The 16,609-nt window shown below is 72.5% G+C and carries 13 protein-coding genes; 3 read left to right on the top strand and 10 right to left on the bottom strand.

Going from position 1 to position 16,609, the window contains the following annotated elements; translation table 11 throughout:
- Window positions 1-60: 60 nt before the first annotated feature.
- The 5 genes from efeB to ABH935_RS19635 form a co-directional block, all read right to left on the bottom strand.
- Window positions 61-1,425 carry an iron uptake transporter deferrochelatase/peroxidase subunit gene (gene efeB / locus ABH935_RS19655; RefSeq protein ID WP_370379358.1) on the bottom strand — a complete coding sequence of 455 codons (1,365 nt, stop codon included), beginning with the start codon at window positions 1,423-1,425 and terminating at the stop codon, window positions 61-63.
- Window positions 1,426-1,479: 54 nt separating this feature from the next.
- Window positions 1,480-3,588 (bottom strand): iron uptake transporter permease EfeU, encoded by a 2,109-nt coding sequence (efeU, locus tag ABH935_RS19650; protein ID WP_370379357.1) that lies wholly within the window; start codon window positions 3,586-3,588, stop codon window positions 1,480-1,482.
- 129 nt (window positions 3,589-3,717) lie between these two features.
- Complete coding sequence (locus ABH935_RS19645; protein WP_370379356.1) at window positions 3,718-4,623, bottom strand: sulfurtransferase; 906 nt, start codon at window positions 4,621-4,623, stop codon at window positions 3,718-3,720.
- 44 nt (window positions 4,624-4,667) lie between these two features.
- Complete coding sequence (locus ABH935_RS19640) at window positions 4,668-5,858, bottom strand: alkaline phosphatase family protein (protein ID WP_370379355.1); 1,191 nt, start codon at window positions 5,856-5,858, stop codon at window positions 4,668-4,670.
- 14 nt (window positions 5,859-5,872) lie between these two features.
- Window positions 5,873-6,517, bottom strand: coding sequence for a DUF5998 family protein (locus ABH935_RS19635; protein WP_370379354.1), 645 nt, complete (start codon window positions 6,515-6,517; stop codon window positions 5,873-5,875).
- 214 nt (window positions 6,518-6,731) lie between these two features.
- Here ABH935_RS19635 and ABH935_RS19630 point away from each other — a divergent pair, with 214 nt between their 5' ends.
- Window positions 6,732-9,194, top strand: coding sequence for a DNA topoisomerase (ATP-hydrolyzing) subunit A (locus ABH935_RS19630; protein ID WP_370379353.1), 2,463 nt, complete (start codon window positions 6,732-6,734; stop codon window positions 9,192-9,194).
- A gap of 352 nt (window positions 9,195-9,546) precedes the next feature.
- Here ABH935_RS19630 and ABH935_RS19625 read toward each other — a convergent pair whose 3' ends face one another.
- The 3 genes from ABH935_RS19625 to ABH935_RS19615 are packed head-to-tail and all read right to left on the bottom strand — an operon-like array spanning window position 9,547 to window position 11,966.
- Window positions 9,547-10,260: an ABC transporter ATP-binding protein gene (locus tag ABH935_RS19625; protein WP_370379492.1), complete on the bottom strand. Its 714-nt coding sequence runs from the start codon at window positions 10,258-10,260 to the stop codon at window positions 9,547-9,549.
- Window positions 10,261-10,273: 13 nt separating this feature from the next.
- Complete coding sequence (locus ABH935_RS19620; protein WP_370379352.1) at window positions 10,274-11,227, bottom strand: ABC transporter ATP-binding protein; 954 nt, start codon at window positions 11,225-11,227, stop codon at window positions 10,274-10,276.
- Complete coding sequence (locus ABH935_RS19615; protein ID WP_370379351.1) at window positions 11,205-11,966, bottom strand: hypothetical protein; 762 nt, start codon at window positions 11,964-11,966, stop codon at window positions 11,205-11,207. The genes ABH935_RS19620 and ABH935_RS19615 overlap by 23 nt, the downstream gene beginning before the upstream one ends.
- A gap of 120 nt (window positions 11,967-12,086) precedes the next feature.
- Here ABH935_RS19615 and ABH935_RS19610 point away from each other — a divergent pair, with 120 nt between their 5' ends.
- Entirely contained in the window at window positions 12,087-13,124 is a 1,038-nt protein-coding gene (locus ABH935_RS19610) for a sucrase ferredoxin (RefSeq protein ID WP_370379350.1), read from the top strand.
- A gap of 1 nt (window position 13,125) precedes the next feature.
- Entirely contained in the window at window positions 13,126-13,791 is a 666-nt protein-coding gene (locus ABH935_RS19605) for a tyrosine-protein phosphatase (protein ID WP_370379349.1), read from the top strand.
- A gap of 190 nt (window positions 13,792-13,981) precedes the next feature.
- On the opposite strand, the gene ABH935_RS19600 is transcribed toward ABH935_RS19605, so the two are convergent.
- Entirely contained in the window at window positions 13,982-16,450 is a 2,469-nt protein-coding gene (locus ABH935_RS19600) for a hypothetical protein (RefSeq protein ID WP_370379348.1), read from the bottom strand.
- The gene (locus ABH935_RS19595; RefSeq protein ID WP_370379347.1) at window positions 16,447-16,578 is read right to left on the bottom strand and encodes a hypothetical protein; all 132 of its coding nucleotides are present in this window, start codon (window positions 16,576-16,578) and stop codon (window positions 16,447-16,449) included. Before ABH935_RS19595 ends, ABH935_RS19600 begins: the two co-directional genes overlap by 4 nt.
- Window positions 16,579-16,609 lie beyond the last annotated feature (31 nt).

Genomic DNA, 16,609 nt, shown 5'->3' with positions numbered 1-16,609 from the left:
TATGCACACCGTGCGGGAGCCGCCACCGATTTAGCGGCGGCGGCTCGGAACGCGTGCGGCTCAGGCCAGCAGCGCGCTGCCGAAGTGGTCGGAGGCGTCCTTCACCCCGGGCAGCACGAAGAAGTAGCCGCCGCCGACCGGCGAGATGTAGTCCACCAGCGGCTCGTCGATGAGCTTGGTCTGGACGAACTCGAACTGCCGCTGGATGTCCTGCTGGTAGGCGACGAAGGCCAGGCCCATGTCCAGGTCGCCGACGTTGTCGAAGCCGCGGTCGTAGTTGTAGCCGCGCCGCAGGATGCGGTTGCGGTCGGTCTCGGCGGTGCGGGGGTTGGCGAGCCGGATGTGCGCGTCCAGCGGGATGTTGGCGCCCTTGGGGTCCTTCGCGTACTGCGGGACGTCGGTCTGCGCGCCACCGTCCAGCGGCGCACCGGTGTCGCGGCGGCGCCCGATCATCTTCTCCTGCTCCAGCAACGAGACCCGGTCCCAGAACTCGACGAGCATCCGGATCCGGCGCACCACCTGGTAGCTGCCGCCGGCGGTCCACGCCGGCTCCGGCGCGCCGGGCTGCACCCAGACGAGGTAGTCGAACTCGTGCTCGGTGGCGGGATTGGCTATGCCGTCGTGGAACCCGAGCAGGTTGCGCTGCGCGCCGGTGGGGCGCGGGTCGTTGGCCCAGCCGTCGATGCGGTACTTGAGCTGCATGCCGGCGCGGGTGTGCTTGGCGATGTCGCGGATCGCGTGCACGACGGTGTCCTGGCTGTCGGCGCAGATCTGGAGCGACAGGTCGCCGTGGCACTCGGCGGGGTTCAGGTTGTCGTTGGGGAACGTCTTCATCGGCGTCAGGCGCACAGGCTTCTTGTCTGCGAGCCCGAAGCGCGCGTCGAAGAGCGAGGCGCCGACGCCGAGGGTGAAGGTGAGGCCGTCGGCCGGCACCGTCGGGCCGAGGATGCCGTTGTCCGACGGCGGAGCGCCGACCCCGAGGTCGGGCGGAGTGCCGCCGGAGGTGAGGAAGCGGGCCCGATCGGTGAGCGTCTGGAAAAGGGCGGCGAGCTCGGCCTTGTCGGCGGCGATGACGTCGAACACAGCGAGGGTCATGTGCTTCTGCGCCGGCGTGGTGACGCCCTGCTGGTGCGCACCGTGGAAGGGCAGGGTGCGGCCGGAGCCACCGCCGGAGCCGGCCGAGGCAGCCGGAGCGGTGTCGGCGGCGGCCTTGTTCATCGCGAAGCCGGTGGCGCCGACGACCGCGGTACCGGCCACGCCTGCCGCCGCGCCCTTGAGCATGGCGCGGCGAGCGAAGGCGGTGTGGTCGAAGGGGCAGGTGGCGGGCTCAGCTGCGGCCTCACTCACGGCAACCGAAGTCACCTCGCCGGTGGTCGGCGCGGCAGCGGCAGGCACCTGGTTCTCGTTCTGGTTCTGCTCGGTCATCTCAAAGCGCTTTCATCTACGAAGTCGGCGTGGCGGCGGGTCTGGAGGCTCCGCTCACGTCGCCTTCCGGATCTCCAGCAGGTCCGGCACCACCGAGAGCTGCTCCAGCAGTTCGCCCAGGGTCCCGTTCAGCTTCTGGCGGGCGGCCGGGTCGAGCTGGTCCGCCGGGGTCCAGGTGCCGTCGGGCTTCTTCGCGGCGTTCACGGTTGTGCCGAAGCGGTCGAGCCAGGCGTCGATCTGGGTCAGGCCCTGGGGGTCTCGGGCCTGGACCAGGGGCCTGATCACGGTCAGGACTTCGCGGGTGCCGGTCAGGTTGGCGTCGGCGGTGGCCAGGGTGGTGCCGGAGCCGTAGTCGGCGTCGCCGGTGAGCTGGAACTGGAGGGTGTTCTCCAGGATCTCGTGCGCTCGCAGCGGGAGGTCGGCGGGGTCGAAGTCCTGCTTGGGCCAGTCGCCGATGAGGCCGTGGACGTCGCTGTCGAGTTGGTCGGCGATGGGGGCCAGGCTCGCCGCGGCCTCGCCGTGCCAGAGCCCGTACTCCAGGCGGTGGAAGCCGGTGAAGTCCTTGTCGTGCACCTTGTCGGGGAGGCCGTCGGCGCGGCCGTCGATCTTCTTGTCCCAGTCCTGGAAGGTGCCGTACGCCGCGCCGAGGCGGTTGTACGCCAGGTGCGCGGTCAGCCAGTCCTGCTCGGCCTTCGGCAGGTTGCCGGAGTCCACGTCCTGCTTCAGCGTGTCCGTGTAGCCGGCCAGCTCGTTCAGGTGCTCCGTCACGTAGGCGCGGTACTGGTCCAGCGGCGCTGCCAGGTCCTTCTCGGTGATCGGCACGACCGCGGTGGTGGAGCTGCCCGAGCCGGTGGCGTGCTTGGCCTCGGAGGTGACCGCGTCCTTGCCGTTCGGCACGCAGCGCCAGGCGTACGTGCCGCTGCCTATGGTCGCCGTCATCGGCCGCGTGGTGCCCGGGGCCAGGCCCTCGATCTCGCCGTAGACCGCGTTGCTCGACGGGTCCAGCAGGTACACCTCGGCGGCCACGTCTCCGGTGTTCTTCATCTGGAACGTGTGCTCGCCGGTGGTCAGCCCGTCGAAGCCCTTGCCGCAGGACGCCGCCGAGACCTCGATGGTCTGTGCGCCCTTGCTGCCCGAGCTCGGGCCGACGGCGACGATCACCGCGACCGCGGCCACCGCCGGGACCGTGACGACCGCGACGCCCAGCGCCCAACGCGGAGCCGGCTTGCGGGACGGAGCAGGGGCGGGGGCAACGGAAGGAGCCGAGGCGGCCGGGGTGGCAGCCGGTTCAGTCACTTCAGGGTTCTGAACCGACGCGACCGCCTCGGCGGTCTGGGGAGCGGAGCGGACAACAGCGACAGCCGGCCGAAGGTAGAAGAACATCACCGGCGCCAGGTACGCCACGTACCCGACCACCGCCAGCCACGTCATCTTCGGCGTCAGATTCAGCGTCCCGGCGACCAGCTGCGAGTACCAGGCGTTCGGGTCCAGGTGCGCGGTCAGGTCCCAGGCGTACGCCGTGAACCCGCCGACCACGCCGCTCTCCTGCAAGTCCGTCAGCCCGTAAGCGAGCACTCCGGCCGCGATGACCACCAGCACGAACCCGGTGACCTTGAAGAACCGCGCGAGGTTCAGCTTCAGCGCCCGGTGGTACAGCCCCCAGCACAGCAGTGCCGCGACCGCGATGCCGGCGACCGCCCCGATCGCCGGGCCGCTCTTCTCGTGCGCGGTCTGGGCCGTGGTCCACAGGAACAGCGCGGTCTCCAGCCCCTCGCGCGCCACCGCGGCGAACGCCGTGAAGACCAGCATCCCGGCGCTGGCGCCGAGCGCGGCGGCCAGCTTCGCCTTCAGGTCCCCGGACATCGAGGCGCTGGCCCGGCGCATCCAGAACACCATCGTGGTGACGAACGCGACCGCCAGCAGCGCCATCGCGCCGCCGAACACGTCCTGCGCCTTGGGCGGCAGGTGCGCCGAGGTGAAGGTGAGCACCGCGGCGAACGACAGGCTCAGCGCGGCGGCCGCGGCCACCCCCAGCCACACCGAGCCGGCCCGGTCCTTGCGGCCGGCCTTGGCCAGCGACGCGAGCAGGATGGAGACGACCAGGCCGGCTTCCAACCCTTCTCGGAGTCCGATCAAGAAACTCGGGAAGGCATCCGACAGCACCGCGCCCCGCCCCTTCTGGTCCGCATCAAAAACTTAGGCACGCCTTACTTCAGTAAGGCATGCCTAAGTTAGCAGCGCACCGCCGGGGTGGGTCAACACCGCCCGGCTTATGAGCCGGTGATGTACATCTCAGGACGCGCCGGTGGCCACCGGGCGTGACGGATCGGACGCCCAACCGCTCCACGAGCCCTCGTACAACGCCACGCCCTCCGGGTCGATCCCGGCCACGGCCATCGCCAGGATCTCGTGCGTCGCGGTGACCCCCGAGCCGCAGTAGACCGCGACCCGGCCCTCGTGCCCGGGCTCTACCCCCAGCCCGGCGAACCGCTCGGCCAGTTCCTCGGCCGGCCGGAACCGGCCGTCCTCCCCCAGGTTCTCGGTGGTCGGCGCCGACACCGCGCCGGGGACGTGCCCGGCGGCCGGGTCGATCGGCTCGGTCTCGCCGCGGTAGCGCGCGCCGGCCCGGGCGTCGATCAGCGTGCCGTCGGCGGCGACCGCGGCCGCGCCGTCGTGGTCCAGGACGGCGAACACGTCCCGCACCGCCGCCTCGAAGTCGCCCTCGGCGGCCCGGATCCCCGGCTCGCCCTCCTCGACCGTGTGGCCGGCCGCCCGCCAGGCCGCGAAGCCGCCGTCGAGGACCCGGACGTCGGGGTGGCCGTGGTGCCGCAGCAGCCACCAGGCGCGGGCGGCCTGCGTGCCGTCGCCGTCGTCGTACACGACCACCGGCAGATCGGCGCGGACGCCGGCCCGCCGCATCGCGGCGGCGAAGCGCTCGCGGTCCGGCAGCGGGTGCCGGCCCCGGGCGCCGACCGGCGAGTCCGGGTGCTCGGCCAGGTCCTGGTCGAGGCTGACATAGTGCGCCCCGGGGATGTGGCCCTTCAGATACACCCCGAGCCCGTACTCGCTCGGCTCGCCGAGCTTCCACCGGATGTCGAGCAGGATCGGGGCGGTGGCGCAGGACAGGTCGGCGGCGAGCTGCTCGACACTGGTCAATGGCGAGGTACCGCTGAGCGGCGAGGTTCGGGGTTCGCGCATGAGCGCCATCCTGGCACCGATCGGGGCGTGGATCTACAAGCGATCTACAGGCCCGGCGCGCCGTTCGGACCGAACACCAGCAGCGGGATCTCCTGCTCGGCGGCCGACAGCGAACCGTGCATGCCCAGCAGCCGGGACTCCAGCTTCTCGCGGCGGGTGGCGACCACGGCCCAGTCGTCGAGTAGCGCCGCGACGACGTCGCCGATGCGCGGCGTGAGCCGGTCGTCCACGCACTCCGGCGGCCCGAACCAGCCCTCGTAGATCGCCTCCTGGCGGGAGCGGACCACGGCCACGTCCTCCAGCGCCTCGCGCCAGATCTGCAGCACGTCGCGCGCCGCGCCGGGCTTGGCGTAGACGTGCCGGGCCCGGCCCTCGCCGCCCAGCAGCCGGACGCCGACCTGCAGCTCGGGGTCCTCGTCCACGTCGACGCGGCGGTCGGCGGGGACGTCGACCATGCCGTGGTCGGCGGTGACGTAGAGCGTGGTGCCGGCCGGCAGCCGGTCGACGAGCTCGTGGACCGTGGCGTCGACCACCGCCAGCTGCTGCCGCCAGCTCTCGGAGTCGACGCCGTTGAGGTGCCCGGCGGCGTCGAGTTCGGCGTAATACAGGTAGACCAGGGCCCTGGCGTCGCGGTCGGCGGCGTCCCGCAGCGTGTGCAGCGCGCCGGCCACCCGGTTGGGCAGCGACTCGGCGCCGGTGAAGGCACCGCCGCGCAGCACCGAGCGGGTCAGGCCGGAGTCCTGGAACCGGGCCGCTGTGACCTGCGTGACCTCGATGCCCTCGCGCTCGGCGTGTTCGAAGACGGTCTCGTGCGGCTGCCACTCGACCGGGTCGACCGGGAAGTCCCAGCGCAGCAGGTTGATCATCCGCGAGGTGCCGGGGACCAGGACCCGGTAGCCGAGCATGCCGCTGGCGCCGGAGGGCAGCCCGGTGCCCAGCGAGCCGATGCTGGCCGCGGTGGTGGAGGGGAAGCCGGCGGTCAGCGCGCGGCTGGCGCGCAGGGCCTTGGCCATGTAGGGCGCGACGTCGGAGTTGCGCTCGATGAGCCGGGCCCCCATGCCGTCCACCAGGAAGACGCAGGCACGGCGGGTCGGGGCCAGGCCGAGCGGGTTCGGCTCGTCGGGGACGCCGAGCGCGGCCAGGACCGCGGGGAGCAGGTCGGACAGGGCGCCGCGGCCGTAGGCGGGCAGGACGAGGTCGGTCCCGCCGGGTCCGGACGCTCCGGGGTGGCTCACGCTTTCGCGGGCGCTCAGCGCGCGGTCCGGGCGCCGGCCCCGGCCTCGGTGACGACGGTGGTCAGCGCGCGGGCGAAGGACAGCGTCTCGGCGACCGCGTCGGCGCCGTCGGCCTCGGCGGAGACCCGGATCATCACGTCGTCGGCGGTGGCGGTGCCGGTGTAGCCGTGGTCGGCGTCGCAGTGCGGGTCGCCGCAGTTGGCCGGCTCCAGGTCCAGCCGGCTCACCACGCCCCAGCCGATGGTGAGGACCACCTCGCGGGGCGGGGTGCCGGGCTTGTGGTTGGCCGGGTCCTCCACGACGCGGCTGACCACCACCGAGGAGATCCGGTGCAGCGGCACGGTCTCGGTGGAGGTGGTGGCGTAGGCCTTGGCCCCGGTCGCGGACTCCGGGGAGCCGGGCGGCACCGGCGCCATCGGGTCGTCGGAGCCGTACTCGTCGGTGTGCCCGGCGATCAGCCGGGTCGGGGTCACGGCCAGCACGGTGACGTGCCTGCGCACCTCGTCGGCGTCGAAGGTGGTCTCCTGGTGCACGAGGTGGCCGAGCACCTTCTCGGAGCCGACCGCGTCCTCGACCGCCTCGGCCACCAGGGCTGGGTAGTAGCCGCTGCGCTCGATGGCGGCGAGCAGTGACGAGGAGGACGGCTGCGAGTTGGGCATGAGTCCATCCTGACACCTGTGGGCCCGGTTGCGGGCCCCACACCCCACGGAAGCGTGACGGAGGAGGGTGTTATGGCCTGATTGGCACCCCCGATCGCTGACGGCGGACGGGCCGGGCCGCCGGGACGCATGTGCCCTCCTGCGACGAGGTGTCGGAACGACGCGCAACAATAGGGCGTCACCCGCATCGTGAGAAGCAGGAGCCGCACCGAAGATGGCACGCCGCAGCACCACCCCCGAACCCGACGAGGACTTCGAAGAGCGCATCATCGACATCGACGTCGCTGACGAGCTCTCCGACTCGTACCGGGAGTACGCGTACTCGGTCATCTACTCGCGCGCCCTGCCCGACGCGCGGGACGGGCTCAAGCCGGTGCACCGCCGGATCCTGTTCCAGATGAACGACATGGGCCTGCGGCCGGACCGCGGCTACGTCAAGAGCGCCCGCGTCGTCGGCGACGTCATGGGCAAGCTGCACCCGCACTCGGACACCGCGATCTACGACTCGCTGGTGCGCATGGCCCAGTCCTGGGCGATGCGCATCCCGCTGGTCGACGGACACGGCAACTTCGGCTCCCTGGGCGGCGACGACCCGCCGGCGGCCATGCGGTACACCGAGGCCCGGCTGTCGCCCGCGGCGATGATAATGACCGACTCCATCGACGAGGACACGGTCGAGTTCGGGCCCAACTACGACGGCCAGGAGCAGGAGCCGCAGGTCCTGCCGGCGGCCTTCCCGAACCTGCTGGTGAACGGCGCCGCCGGCATCGCGGTCGGGATGGCGACCAACATGGCGCCGCACAACCTCGGCGAGGTGGTGGCCGCCGCCCGGCACCTGATCAAGCACCCGGACGCCACCCTGGACGACCTGATGCGGTTCGTCCCGGGCCCGGACCTGCCCACCGGCGGTCAGATCATCGGCGAGCAGGGCATCCGGGACGCCTACGAAAGCGGCCGCGGCGTGTTCAAGATGCGCGCCACCGCCAAGATCGAGAAGGTCACCGCGCGCCGCGAGGGCATCGTGGTCACCGAGCTGCCCTTCAACACCGGCCCGGAGAAGGTGATCGCCAAGGTCAAGGAGCTGGTGCAGGCCAAGAAGATCCAGGGCATCACCGACCTGAAGGACCTGTCCGACCGGTTCAACGGCCTGAAGCTGGTCATCGAGGTCAAGGCCGGCTTCAACCCCGAGGCGGTCCTGGAGCAGCTGTACAAGCTGACGCCGCTGGAGGAGTCCTTCGGCATCAACAACGTGGCGCTGGTCGACGGCCAGCCGTTGACGCTGGGCCTGAAGGAGCTGCTGGAGGTCTACCTCGACCACCGCTTCGAGGTGGTCCGGCGCCGCACCGAGTTCCGCCGCACCAAGCGCGTGGACCGGCTGCATCTGGTCGAGGGCCTGCTGATCGCGCTGACCGACATCGACCGGGTGATCCGCATCATCCGCGAGAGCGACGACGCCGCGGCGGCCAAGGAGAACCTGATGGCCGCCCTCGCGCTGTCGGACAGGCAGGCCACGTACATCCTGGACACCCCGCTGCGCCGGCTGACCCGGTTCGACTCCCTGGAACTGGAGTCCGAGCGGGACAAGCTGACCGGCGAGATCAGGGACCTGACCGCGATCCTGGAGTCCGACTCCCTGCTGCGCAAGGTGGTCTCCGACGAGCTGGCCGCGATCTCCAAGCAGTTCGCCACGCCGCGCCGCAGCGTGCTGGTCGAGGGCGCGCTGCCGGTGTTCGAGCCCCGGCCGCTGGAGATCAGCGACGACCCGGTGGTGGTCCTGCTCTCGGCCACCGGACTGCTGGCCCGCACCGCCTCCGGCTCGACGAAGATCGGCACCGGCGGCGAGCGCGGCAAGAACGACTCGGTCGCCTCGATCGTCACCTCGACGATAAGAGGCGAGGTCGGCGCGGTGACGTCGCAGGGCCGGCTGATCCGGTTCCCGGTGATCGACCTGCCGGTGCTGCCGGACTCGGCCGCGAAGGCGGCGCCGAGCCTGGCCGGCGGCGCCCCGGTGTCGGAGTTCGTCCGGCTGGAGGAGGACGAGCGCGTGCTGTGCCTGTGCTCGCTGAACGCCGAGTCCCCGGGCCTGGCGCTGGGCACGGTCCAGGGCGTGGTCAAGCGCGTCACCCCGGACTATCCGAGGAACCGCGACTCCTTCGAGGTGATCACGCTCAAGGACGGCGACACCGTGGCCGGCGCCACCGAACTGCGCACCGGCGAAGAAGAGCTGGTCTTCATCACCGACGACGCGCAGCTCCTGAAGTACTCGGCCGCGCTGGTCCGCCCGCAGGGCTGCCCGGCCGGCGGCATGGCCGGCATCTCGCTGAGCGACGACGCCTCGGTGATCTTCTTCGGCGCGGTGGACCCGGGCCAGGACGGCCTGGTGGTCTCGATGGCCGGCTCGGACGACGCCCTGGTCGACACCGCGACCACGATCAAGGCCACGCCGTACGACCTGTATCCGACCAAGGGCCGGGCCACCGGCGGCGTGCGCTGCCAGCGCTTCCTGAAGGGCGAGCACCGGCTGGTGGCCGCCTGGGCGGTGAACGCGCCGGCGTACGCCTGCACGGAGAGCGGGACGCCGATCCCGCTGCCGGCGGTGGATCCGCGGCGCGACGGCTCGGGGGCGCCGGTGGAGGTGCCGATCGGGTTCGTGACGAGCCCGGCTGCCGCGGGGTAGCCCGCGGGAGCAGGGAGTTGATTCACGGCTGTGGCCGCCGCGTTCTGTGGCGGCCACAGCCGTTTGCGCGCCGGGTCGGATGAAGTCGGTCAGATGAAGTGTGCTGAGAGCCCGCAGCGGCTGCCATGGAAATCCACAGCAGCCGCCACCTCTCCCCCAGAGGGCGGGAGCACCGCCGTCCTGCGGCCTTCAGGCACGCGGCGGGAGGTCGTATCCCCGGTCCCGTGTGGCTGGACCGGAGTCCCGGCGGACGGCGGTGCTCCCTCATCGGCGTGTGGTGGTACGGAAGACACCACAGCCGGGCCCGGACCGCGCCTCGGGGTCCGCCGAGGGGTCCGGGGGTCTGTGTGGCCTAAGCGGGCACCTCCGCGGCCGCCACGGCGTCGGAGTCCGACACCAGCTTCCCGTCGCCGACGGTGATCACCCGGTCGGCGAGCTCCATCATCAGCGGGTCGTGTGTGGCCACCAGGGCGGTCACGTTCTCCGCGGCGACCACGGCGCGCAGCAGTCGCATCACCGCGCGACCGGTCTCGGAGTCCAGCTGGCCGGTGGGCTCGTCGGCGATCAGCACCCGCGGCGAGTTGGCCAGCGCCCGGGCCAGCGCCACGCGCTGCTGCTGGCCGCCGGACAGCTCGCCGGGCCGCTGCTTCGTGTGCTCGCCGAGGCCGACCATGTTCAGCAACAGCTCGACGCGCTCCTCGCGCGCGGCCACCGGCGTCTTGCGCAGCCGCAGCGGGATGCCGACGTTCTCCGCCGCCGACAGGATCGGGATCAGCGCGAAGGACTGGAACACGAAGCCGAACAGGTCCCGCCGCAGCCCGGCCAGCTCCTTCTCCCCCAGGTTGCGGCCCGGTCCGGCGAGCTGTTTGCCGTCCACGGAGATCCGGCCGGCGTCCGGCTTGTCCAGGCCGCCGATCAGGTTCAGCAGCGTGGTCTTGCCCGAGCCGGAGCGGCCGACGACGGCGCACAGCTGGCCCTCGGGCACCGTGAACGACACGTCCTCGACCGCGTGCACGGCGTTCTCCCCCGAACCGAACGTCCGGCGCAGCCCCTCGACCTCGATCATGTCCCCCACCGGACTACTCCCCCTCGCCCGCGGAACCGGCGGAACCGGCAGAACCGGAGCCGTGCACCAGGTCCGGCCACACCCCGATGTGATCAGGGTTCTTCGCCAGCCGGACCCGGTCCCTCATGCGCAGCGCCTCGACGTACTCCTTCGGCAGCTGCACCCGGCCGGCGCGGTCGAGCACCGCGAACTGCTCGGCCTGCGCGCCGTCGTCGCCGCGCCGCAGCACCTCGGTCGAGGTGCGGCCGTCGCGGATCTCGACGGTGCGCTGCACCTGCTCGGTGACCTCGTGGTCGTGGGTCACCACCACGATCGAGACGCCGAGCTCCTCGTTCGCCGTGCGCAGCGCGTCGAACACCTGCTGGCTGGTCCCGGAGTCCAGCTCGCCGGTCGGCTCGTCGGCGAACACCACCTCGGGGTCGTTGGCCAGCGCCACCGCGATCGACACGCGCTGCTGCTCGCCGCCGGACATCTGGCCGGGGCGCCGGTCGGCGCAGTAGCCGACGCCGAGCAGGTCCAGCAGCTCCCCGGAGCGGCGCCGCGCGTACTTGCGCTTCTTGCCGGCGAAGCCCATCGGCAGCGCGATATTGTCCACGGCGCTGAGGTACGGCAGCAGGTTGCGCGCCGTCTGCTGCCAGATGAAGCCGACCGTCTCGCGCCGGTAGCGCAGACGGTCGCGGCCCTTCATGGTGAGCAGGTCGTATCCGCCGACCCTGGCGACGCCGGCGGTCGGGGTGTCGAGCCCGGACAGGATGTTCAGCAGCGTGGACTTGCCGCTGCCCGAGGCGCCGACGATCGCGACCAGCTCCCCGGCCCGGACCAGCAGGTCCAGGCCCTGCAGAGCCTGGACCTCGATGCCGTCGGTCTTGTAGATCCGGACCAGGTTGTCACAGACGATCTTGGCGTCCTCGCCGTAGACCTCTTTCGGCTGCGCGGCCGCGAGTTCAAGCTCCTGAAGGGTGCTCATGCGCGTTAGGACGAGCGGTCCCGCTGTGCGCGTTGCGGTCGTTATGGAACGGTGACCAACCGGTCGGATGAGCGCCCACGGTGTCCGGCAGCCAGCCGGGCTCACCGATCAGGCCCTTGTGGATCGAACCGCTGACCTGGTGCCGCGAGGGGCCCTCGGAACCGCGCAGCCAGCCACGCATGATGTGGATGTCCGGGACCTCGCGCTTGCACCAGGCGACCATGGCGTCCAGGACGGCGTTGCGCTCGCCGCTGACGCGCATCATGCGCGGGAAGGACGACGGGAAGGTGACGACGTTCTTCATGTCGCTGACCACGCCGTGCGCCAGGTTGGAGGCGGTGCTGGTGCGGTGGTGGTCCGTCGGCCACGGCGAGCCCAGGCGCAGGCCCTCGGTCTCCGGCTCGCCGAGCAGCACCAGGTCCACGGTGCGGCCGCCCTTGTCGCCGAAGCTGACGCGGCCCGCGCGGGCCCAGACGTAGAGCCGGGTCAGCGGCAGGTCGCGGACCAGGGCGCCGGAGCCCTTGCGCCAGCGGAGGAGCTCCACGCGGCCGGGGGCCGAGGAGTCCCAGTCCTCGCGGGCCACCGTGCGGAGGGCACAGACCTCGTGGCCGTAGACGGCGGGGAAGCCGTAGCGACGGGCTTCGGGGCCCAGGTCGGCCATGTGCGCGTCCGTCTGCGTGTCAGGCGCCTGAAGCAGGTCGCTGTCTTTGGTGGGTTCGGGCTTGGGACTCTCGGTCATGGTGCGCACCTCACTACTCGGAGCACCCCCCCGATCTCTCCTGACGCCACCATCGTGACTCCGGGAGCGCGCAAAAGCGAGCGGTGTAGGGGGTACGCCAGGGGCGTTAGGGTCGTAGGCATGCGCGACGATCAACTTCCGGCACCCCAGCCCCACGCGTGTTCGGTGCTGTCCCGCGAGCTGGGCGAACCGCTGGCCGGGACCGGGGCGGTGGCCCGGGCGTGGCTGCTGGTGGAGCAGCCGGGACCGTGGGGGCGGGTGGCGGCCACGGAGAGCCGCCTGGACCCGGAGCTGGGCGCCGAGCTGGAGGGGCGCACGGCCGGGACCGCCGTCCGGTTGGCGCTGATCCGCCGGGTGGAGGACCACCACGACAGTGACCCGCCGCACCGTCGCTGGTTCGCCGCGTCCACGCATCCGAAGCGCACGTGGCTGGCCACCGGCGTGGTCACGTACCCGACCGACCTGCTGAAGATCGACTTCGCGGCGCTGGACGCCGGGGACCGGCGCGCCGTGGCGGAGCTGGAGCATGAGTTCGTGCACGCGCCGCTGCTCGGGGTGTGCACCAACGGCAAGCGTGACGCGTGCTGTGCGACCGTGGGACGCCAGGTGGCGGTCGGTGTCGAGGCGCTGGACGCGGCCTCCGGCTCGGGCTCGGGCCAGGCCTTCGGATCGGGCTCAGGCTCGGGCCCGGTCGGCGCGTACCCGGCGGTCTGGGAGATCACCCACCTCGGCGGGCACCGGTTCGCGCCGACCGCGGTGGTGCTGCCGTCCGGGTACTCCTACGGCCGGCTCGACACGGCCGCGGCCGGCCGGGTGCTGGCCGAGGCACGGGAGGGCCGGATGGCGGTGCACGGGTGCCGGGGCCGGTCGACGTGGCCACGGGCCGGGCAGGTCGCCGAGCTCGCGGTACGGGAGGCACTGGACGAGACGGCGGAGGCGGCGCTGGACGTGGTCTCGGTGACGCAGACCGCCGGGGGCGCCGCGGCTACCGGAGACCCGGAGCCGGCGTGGACGGCGGTCGTCGAGCACGAGGACGGCCGGGCGTACGAGGTGTCGGTCACCGGTTCTTTCGCCTCCGTTCCGCGCCCGGAAAGCTGCGGCAAGGCCGACGGCACACCGCTGGAGCTGCGGGCGGACGCCGTCGATAAGATCCGATGACATGAGCGACATACCGCTGACCGGAATCAAGAACGCCCGCGACATCGGCGGGCTGCGGACGGAGTCCGGGGCGGTGGTGCGACCGCTGCGGCTGCTGCGCACAGCGCGCCTGAACCGGCCGACGGACGCCGACCGCGCGTGGCTGGCGTCGATCGGGCTGCGGACGGTGGTGGACCTGCGGCAGCCCTTCGAGATCGAGAGGTGGCCGGACGACCTCGGGGACCTGGAGGTCGAGCGGGTCAACGTCGCGCCGAGCCTGGACAGCGAGGGCAGCGGGACGTTCTTCGATCTCTACCTGAGCTGGCTGGACCACAGCGGCGAGGCGTTCGCCGACGCTGTGCGCGCGCTGGCGCGTCCCGGCGCGCTGCCGGCGCTGGTGCACTGCACGGCCGGCAAGGACCGGACCGGGGTGCTGGTGGCGATGGTGCTGGACGTGCTCGGGGTCGGGGAGAAGGCGATCGTCGCGGACTACCTGATCTCAAACGAGCGGCTGAGCACGGACCCGGGGGACGTCGTGTACCAGCACCCGATCAGCGAGGAGCTGATCTCGGGGTCGCTGGCGCACGTGCGGGAGGGGTTCGGGAGCGTCGAAGGGTACTTGCTCGCGCACGGCGTGACTGCCGAGGAGCTCGGCGCGCTGCGCGAGGGGCTGCTCGGCGAGGGGTAGTAGCGCTCGAACTCGCGCGGCGGGCCGAGCCGCGCCCCCGCTTTCAGAAGCCAGCACCCTGCCGACGCCGGTGCCGATGCCCGATGCCCGATGCCCGATGCTTGCGTCGGCGCCTTCGCATCCAGCGCTCTGTCAGCTCCGGCGCCGGCGCGGCGGTCGCCGGTCTTCCCCAGTCTGCCGCCGGTCTTCCTCAGTCCTCGAAGAAGTCGCCGAGGTGCAGGTCGATCGCGATGAGCCCGTCCTGGCCGGCGGCGATGAGCAGGCCGTCGGCGCTGAGCGCGAGGGCCTTCGGGGCCCAGCCGAGCGGGATGGGGCGTCCGGTGCGGGCCTCGCCGAGGTCCCACACGGTCACGCAGCCGTCGGACCACGCCACCGCGGCCACCGGGCCGATCTCCGTGAGCGCCGCCGTGACCGCGGTGACCGGCACGCCGCGATCCTCCACCGGCAGCAAGCTGGCGTCGGCGGGCACGGCCCACAGCCGGAAGGTGCCGTCCTGGCCGCCGGACAGCGCGAACAGCACGTCCATGTCGGGCATCCAGATCGCCGCCACCGCGGTCACGGCACCGGAGTGCTGGTCCTCGGGATCGGCGATGAGCTCTTCGGTGTCGACGTCCCAGACATGCACACGGCCGTCGCCGGCACCGAACACCAACGCGTCACGCGCCACAGCGACCGCGGTCACGATCGTGTCAGGCAGCACATCGCGCACCGCCGCCACAGCCCCACGCGGCGCCGTCGGCCCCAACGCGGCCAAGCGCCGACTCGAATCCGTGAGCACCAAGCTCGGCGAGGCGTCGACGACCGCGGCCGCCCGCGCCTTCACCATCACCGGCGAAGCAGGACGCCCCACGATCCGCCCGCTCCGTGGATCCAACCGATAGGCGCGGGCCAGGTCATCTATCGCGACCAGCACCTCCGGCGGCGTCGGCTCCGGGTCGGGGAGCCAGGCGCCCGCCGGGGAGGTCGCGACCGGGGTGAGGAGGATGCCGGGGCTGGCGAGGACGGGCTGCGCGAGGACGGCTTCGCTCTGTCCAGCAGCATCAGCACCAGCAGCAAACGCATCAGCGCTCGAAACAGCACCAGTCGCTATCGACGCGTTGGCGGCCCGAGTGCCAGCATCGAACCCGTCGGCACTCGGCGCGGCACCGGCGACAAGCGGCGCGCCGGCGGCCCGGACATCAGCACTCGAAGCAACAGCACCAGCCGGCACACCGGCGATCTGCGCGCCCGCATTCAGCACGCTCGCTATCGGAAAACCAGCGCCGTTTGGCGCAACCACATTCTGCGCGCCGGCCGTCGGAGCACCGGCCCGCGGCACCATGACCGTCGGCTCAGCAACAGTGCCCTGCTTCTCCTCAACCGCCGCGACCGCCAGCTCCGCCGCCCGCATCGCCAGTGCCGCCACCGGGCCGGGCCAGGGCGTGGGGCGCGGGGTGTCCGGGGGCAGGGGGCGCCAGCCGGCCCAGCGGGTGAGCCAGGGGATCGGGTCGCCGACCGTGGCGCCGTCGGAGGGACGTGTGCCGCGCGTGTAGGGGGCCACCGCCTCGGCGAGGGCGTGGTCGCCGACGGCGAGGGCGGCTCCGTGCAGGATCGCCGCGCGTTCGGGGACGGTTGTGGAGTTCGTCAGGGCCTGGCCCGCCACGCGCCAGGCGGCGCGGGTGCCGGGGGCCACGGCGCTGCCGAGGGCGTCGATGGCGGTCGACAACGCCGGTTGCTGGACCAGGACCAGGTTGGCCGGTTCCAGGACGATCTGGTCGGCGATGCCTTCGCGGAACGCCACGTCGAACGGGACCGCCGCGAGCTTCCAGGGGCGTTCGTCGCTCGCGGCGAGCAGGCCCGCGTGGCGTTTGCTGGCCAGGCTCAGGATCTCGCGGGCCTTGGTGGGGTTCGGGTACGCCTGCGGGGCCGCCGCGCCGCCGGAGGGCACCAGGTCGTCCAGCCACGCCGCGAACTCGGCGCGGTCGGTCCAGCGCGGCTCGCCGAGGTCGATGACGGTGGCCGGGGCGTCGGCGGCCGCGGCGACCCGCGCCACGTCCGTCTCCGCGGACTCCAGGACCAGCCGCACGCCCGGCACCGCCAGCAGCGGTGCCAGCAGCTCGGAGACCACCGCCGCGCGGGCCGAACCGTCGCGCAGGTGGCCGGCGAGGTCGAGTTCGGAGATCAGGATCGTGACCCGGGACCACAGGCCGGTCTCGTGGGGCGCCTCGGCTCCGCTGGACGACAGATCCCAGGTGGACGTGGAAGACGATCGGCTGCCGGGAACGCGAGCCCCCGGGTGGCCATCGCCGGCGGCAGAGCCCTGAGCATCGGCATCGGCATCGGCATCCCCGGCAGGCGCGCCGCTCAGGCCGTCGGCCGCGACCCCGTCGGCGACCCCCGGGCCGAACCCCGAACCACCGAGCCCGCCGCCGGATCGCGTTTCCTCGCCGGGCCGCTCACTCGCTCGCAGTCGCGCGGCGATGGCAGCGGCGAGCCCTTCGGCGTCCCCGACCGTCACCCCGAGCTGTCCGGCCAACTGCCATGCCAGCACCCGGGGCGTCAGACCCCGCGCCGACACCCACGCGAAACGCTCGTCATCGGCGGCCTCGGCCAGCACCGCCAGCTCCGAGGCCGCCCACGCCAAGGTGAACGTCTTCCCCGAGCCCCGCGGCCCGGTCACCAACAGCAGTCGCGGCAGCCCGGCGCCTGCGACCCCGGCGCCACCCGCCGAGGCACCAGCACCGCCGCCACCAGCGCCAGCACCGCCACCGTCACCGTTGGCGCGACCGCCACCACCCGAGCCGCCATCAGCCGCAGCCCCCGCCGAACCCGCCGGCGC

It is taken from the genome of Catenulispora sp. GAS73 (assembly GCF_041262085.1).
GTDB lineage: Bacteria > Actinomycetota > Actinomycetes > Streptomycetales > Catenulisporaceae > Catenulispora.
Note: the sequence above shows the minus strand (reverse complement) of the source record. Positions and strands in the feature narration are given on the sequence as shown.

Bases quoted from the DNA above. Each gene is read 5' to 3' on its own strand.
- ABH935_RS19605 (WP_370379349.1), top strand. From the start codon at position 13,126: ATGAGCGACATACCGCTGACCGGAATCAAGAACGCCCGCGACATCGGC.
- ABH935_RS19625 (WP_370379492.1), bottom strand. From the start codon at position 10,260: ATGATCGAGGTCGAGGGGCTGCGCCGGACGTTCGGTTCGGGGGAGAAC.
- ABH935_RS19645 (WP_370379356.1), bottom strand. From the start codon at position 4,623: ATGCGCGAACCCCGAACCTCGCCGCTCAGCGGTACCTCGCCATTGACC.
- ABH935_RS19615 (WP_370379351.1), bottom strand. From the start codon at position 11,966: ATGACCGAGAGTCCCAAGCCCGAACCCACCAAAGACAGCGACCTGCTT.
- ABH935_RS19595 (WP_370379347.1), bottom strand. From the start codon at position 16,578: ATGGCGGCTCGGGTGGTGGCGGTCGCGCCAACGGTGACGGTGGCGGTG.
- efeB (WP_370379358.1), bottom strand. From the start codon at position 1,425: ATGACCGAGCAGAACCAGAACGAGAACCAGGTGCCTGCCGCTGCCGCG.
- ABH935_RS19610 (WP_370379350.1), top strand. From the start codon at position 12,087: ATGCGCGACGATCAACTTCCGGCACCCCAGCCCCACGCGTGTTCGGTG.
- ABH935_RS19630 (WP_370379353.1), top strand. From the start codon at position 6,732: ATGGCACGCCGCAGCACCACCCCCGAACCCGACGAGGACTTCGAAGAG.
- ABH935_RS19635 (WP_370379354.1), bottom strand. From the start codon at position 6,517: ATGCCCAACTCGCAGCCGTCCTCCTCGTCACTGCTCGCCGCCATCGAG.
- ABH935_RS19620 (WP_370379352.1), bottom strand. From the start codon at position 11,227: ATGAGCACCCTTCAGGAGCTTGAACTCGCGGCCGCGCAGCCGAAAGAG.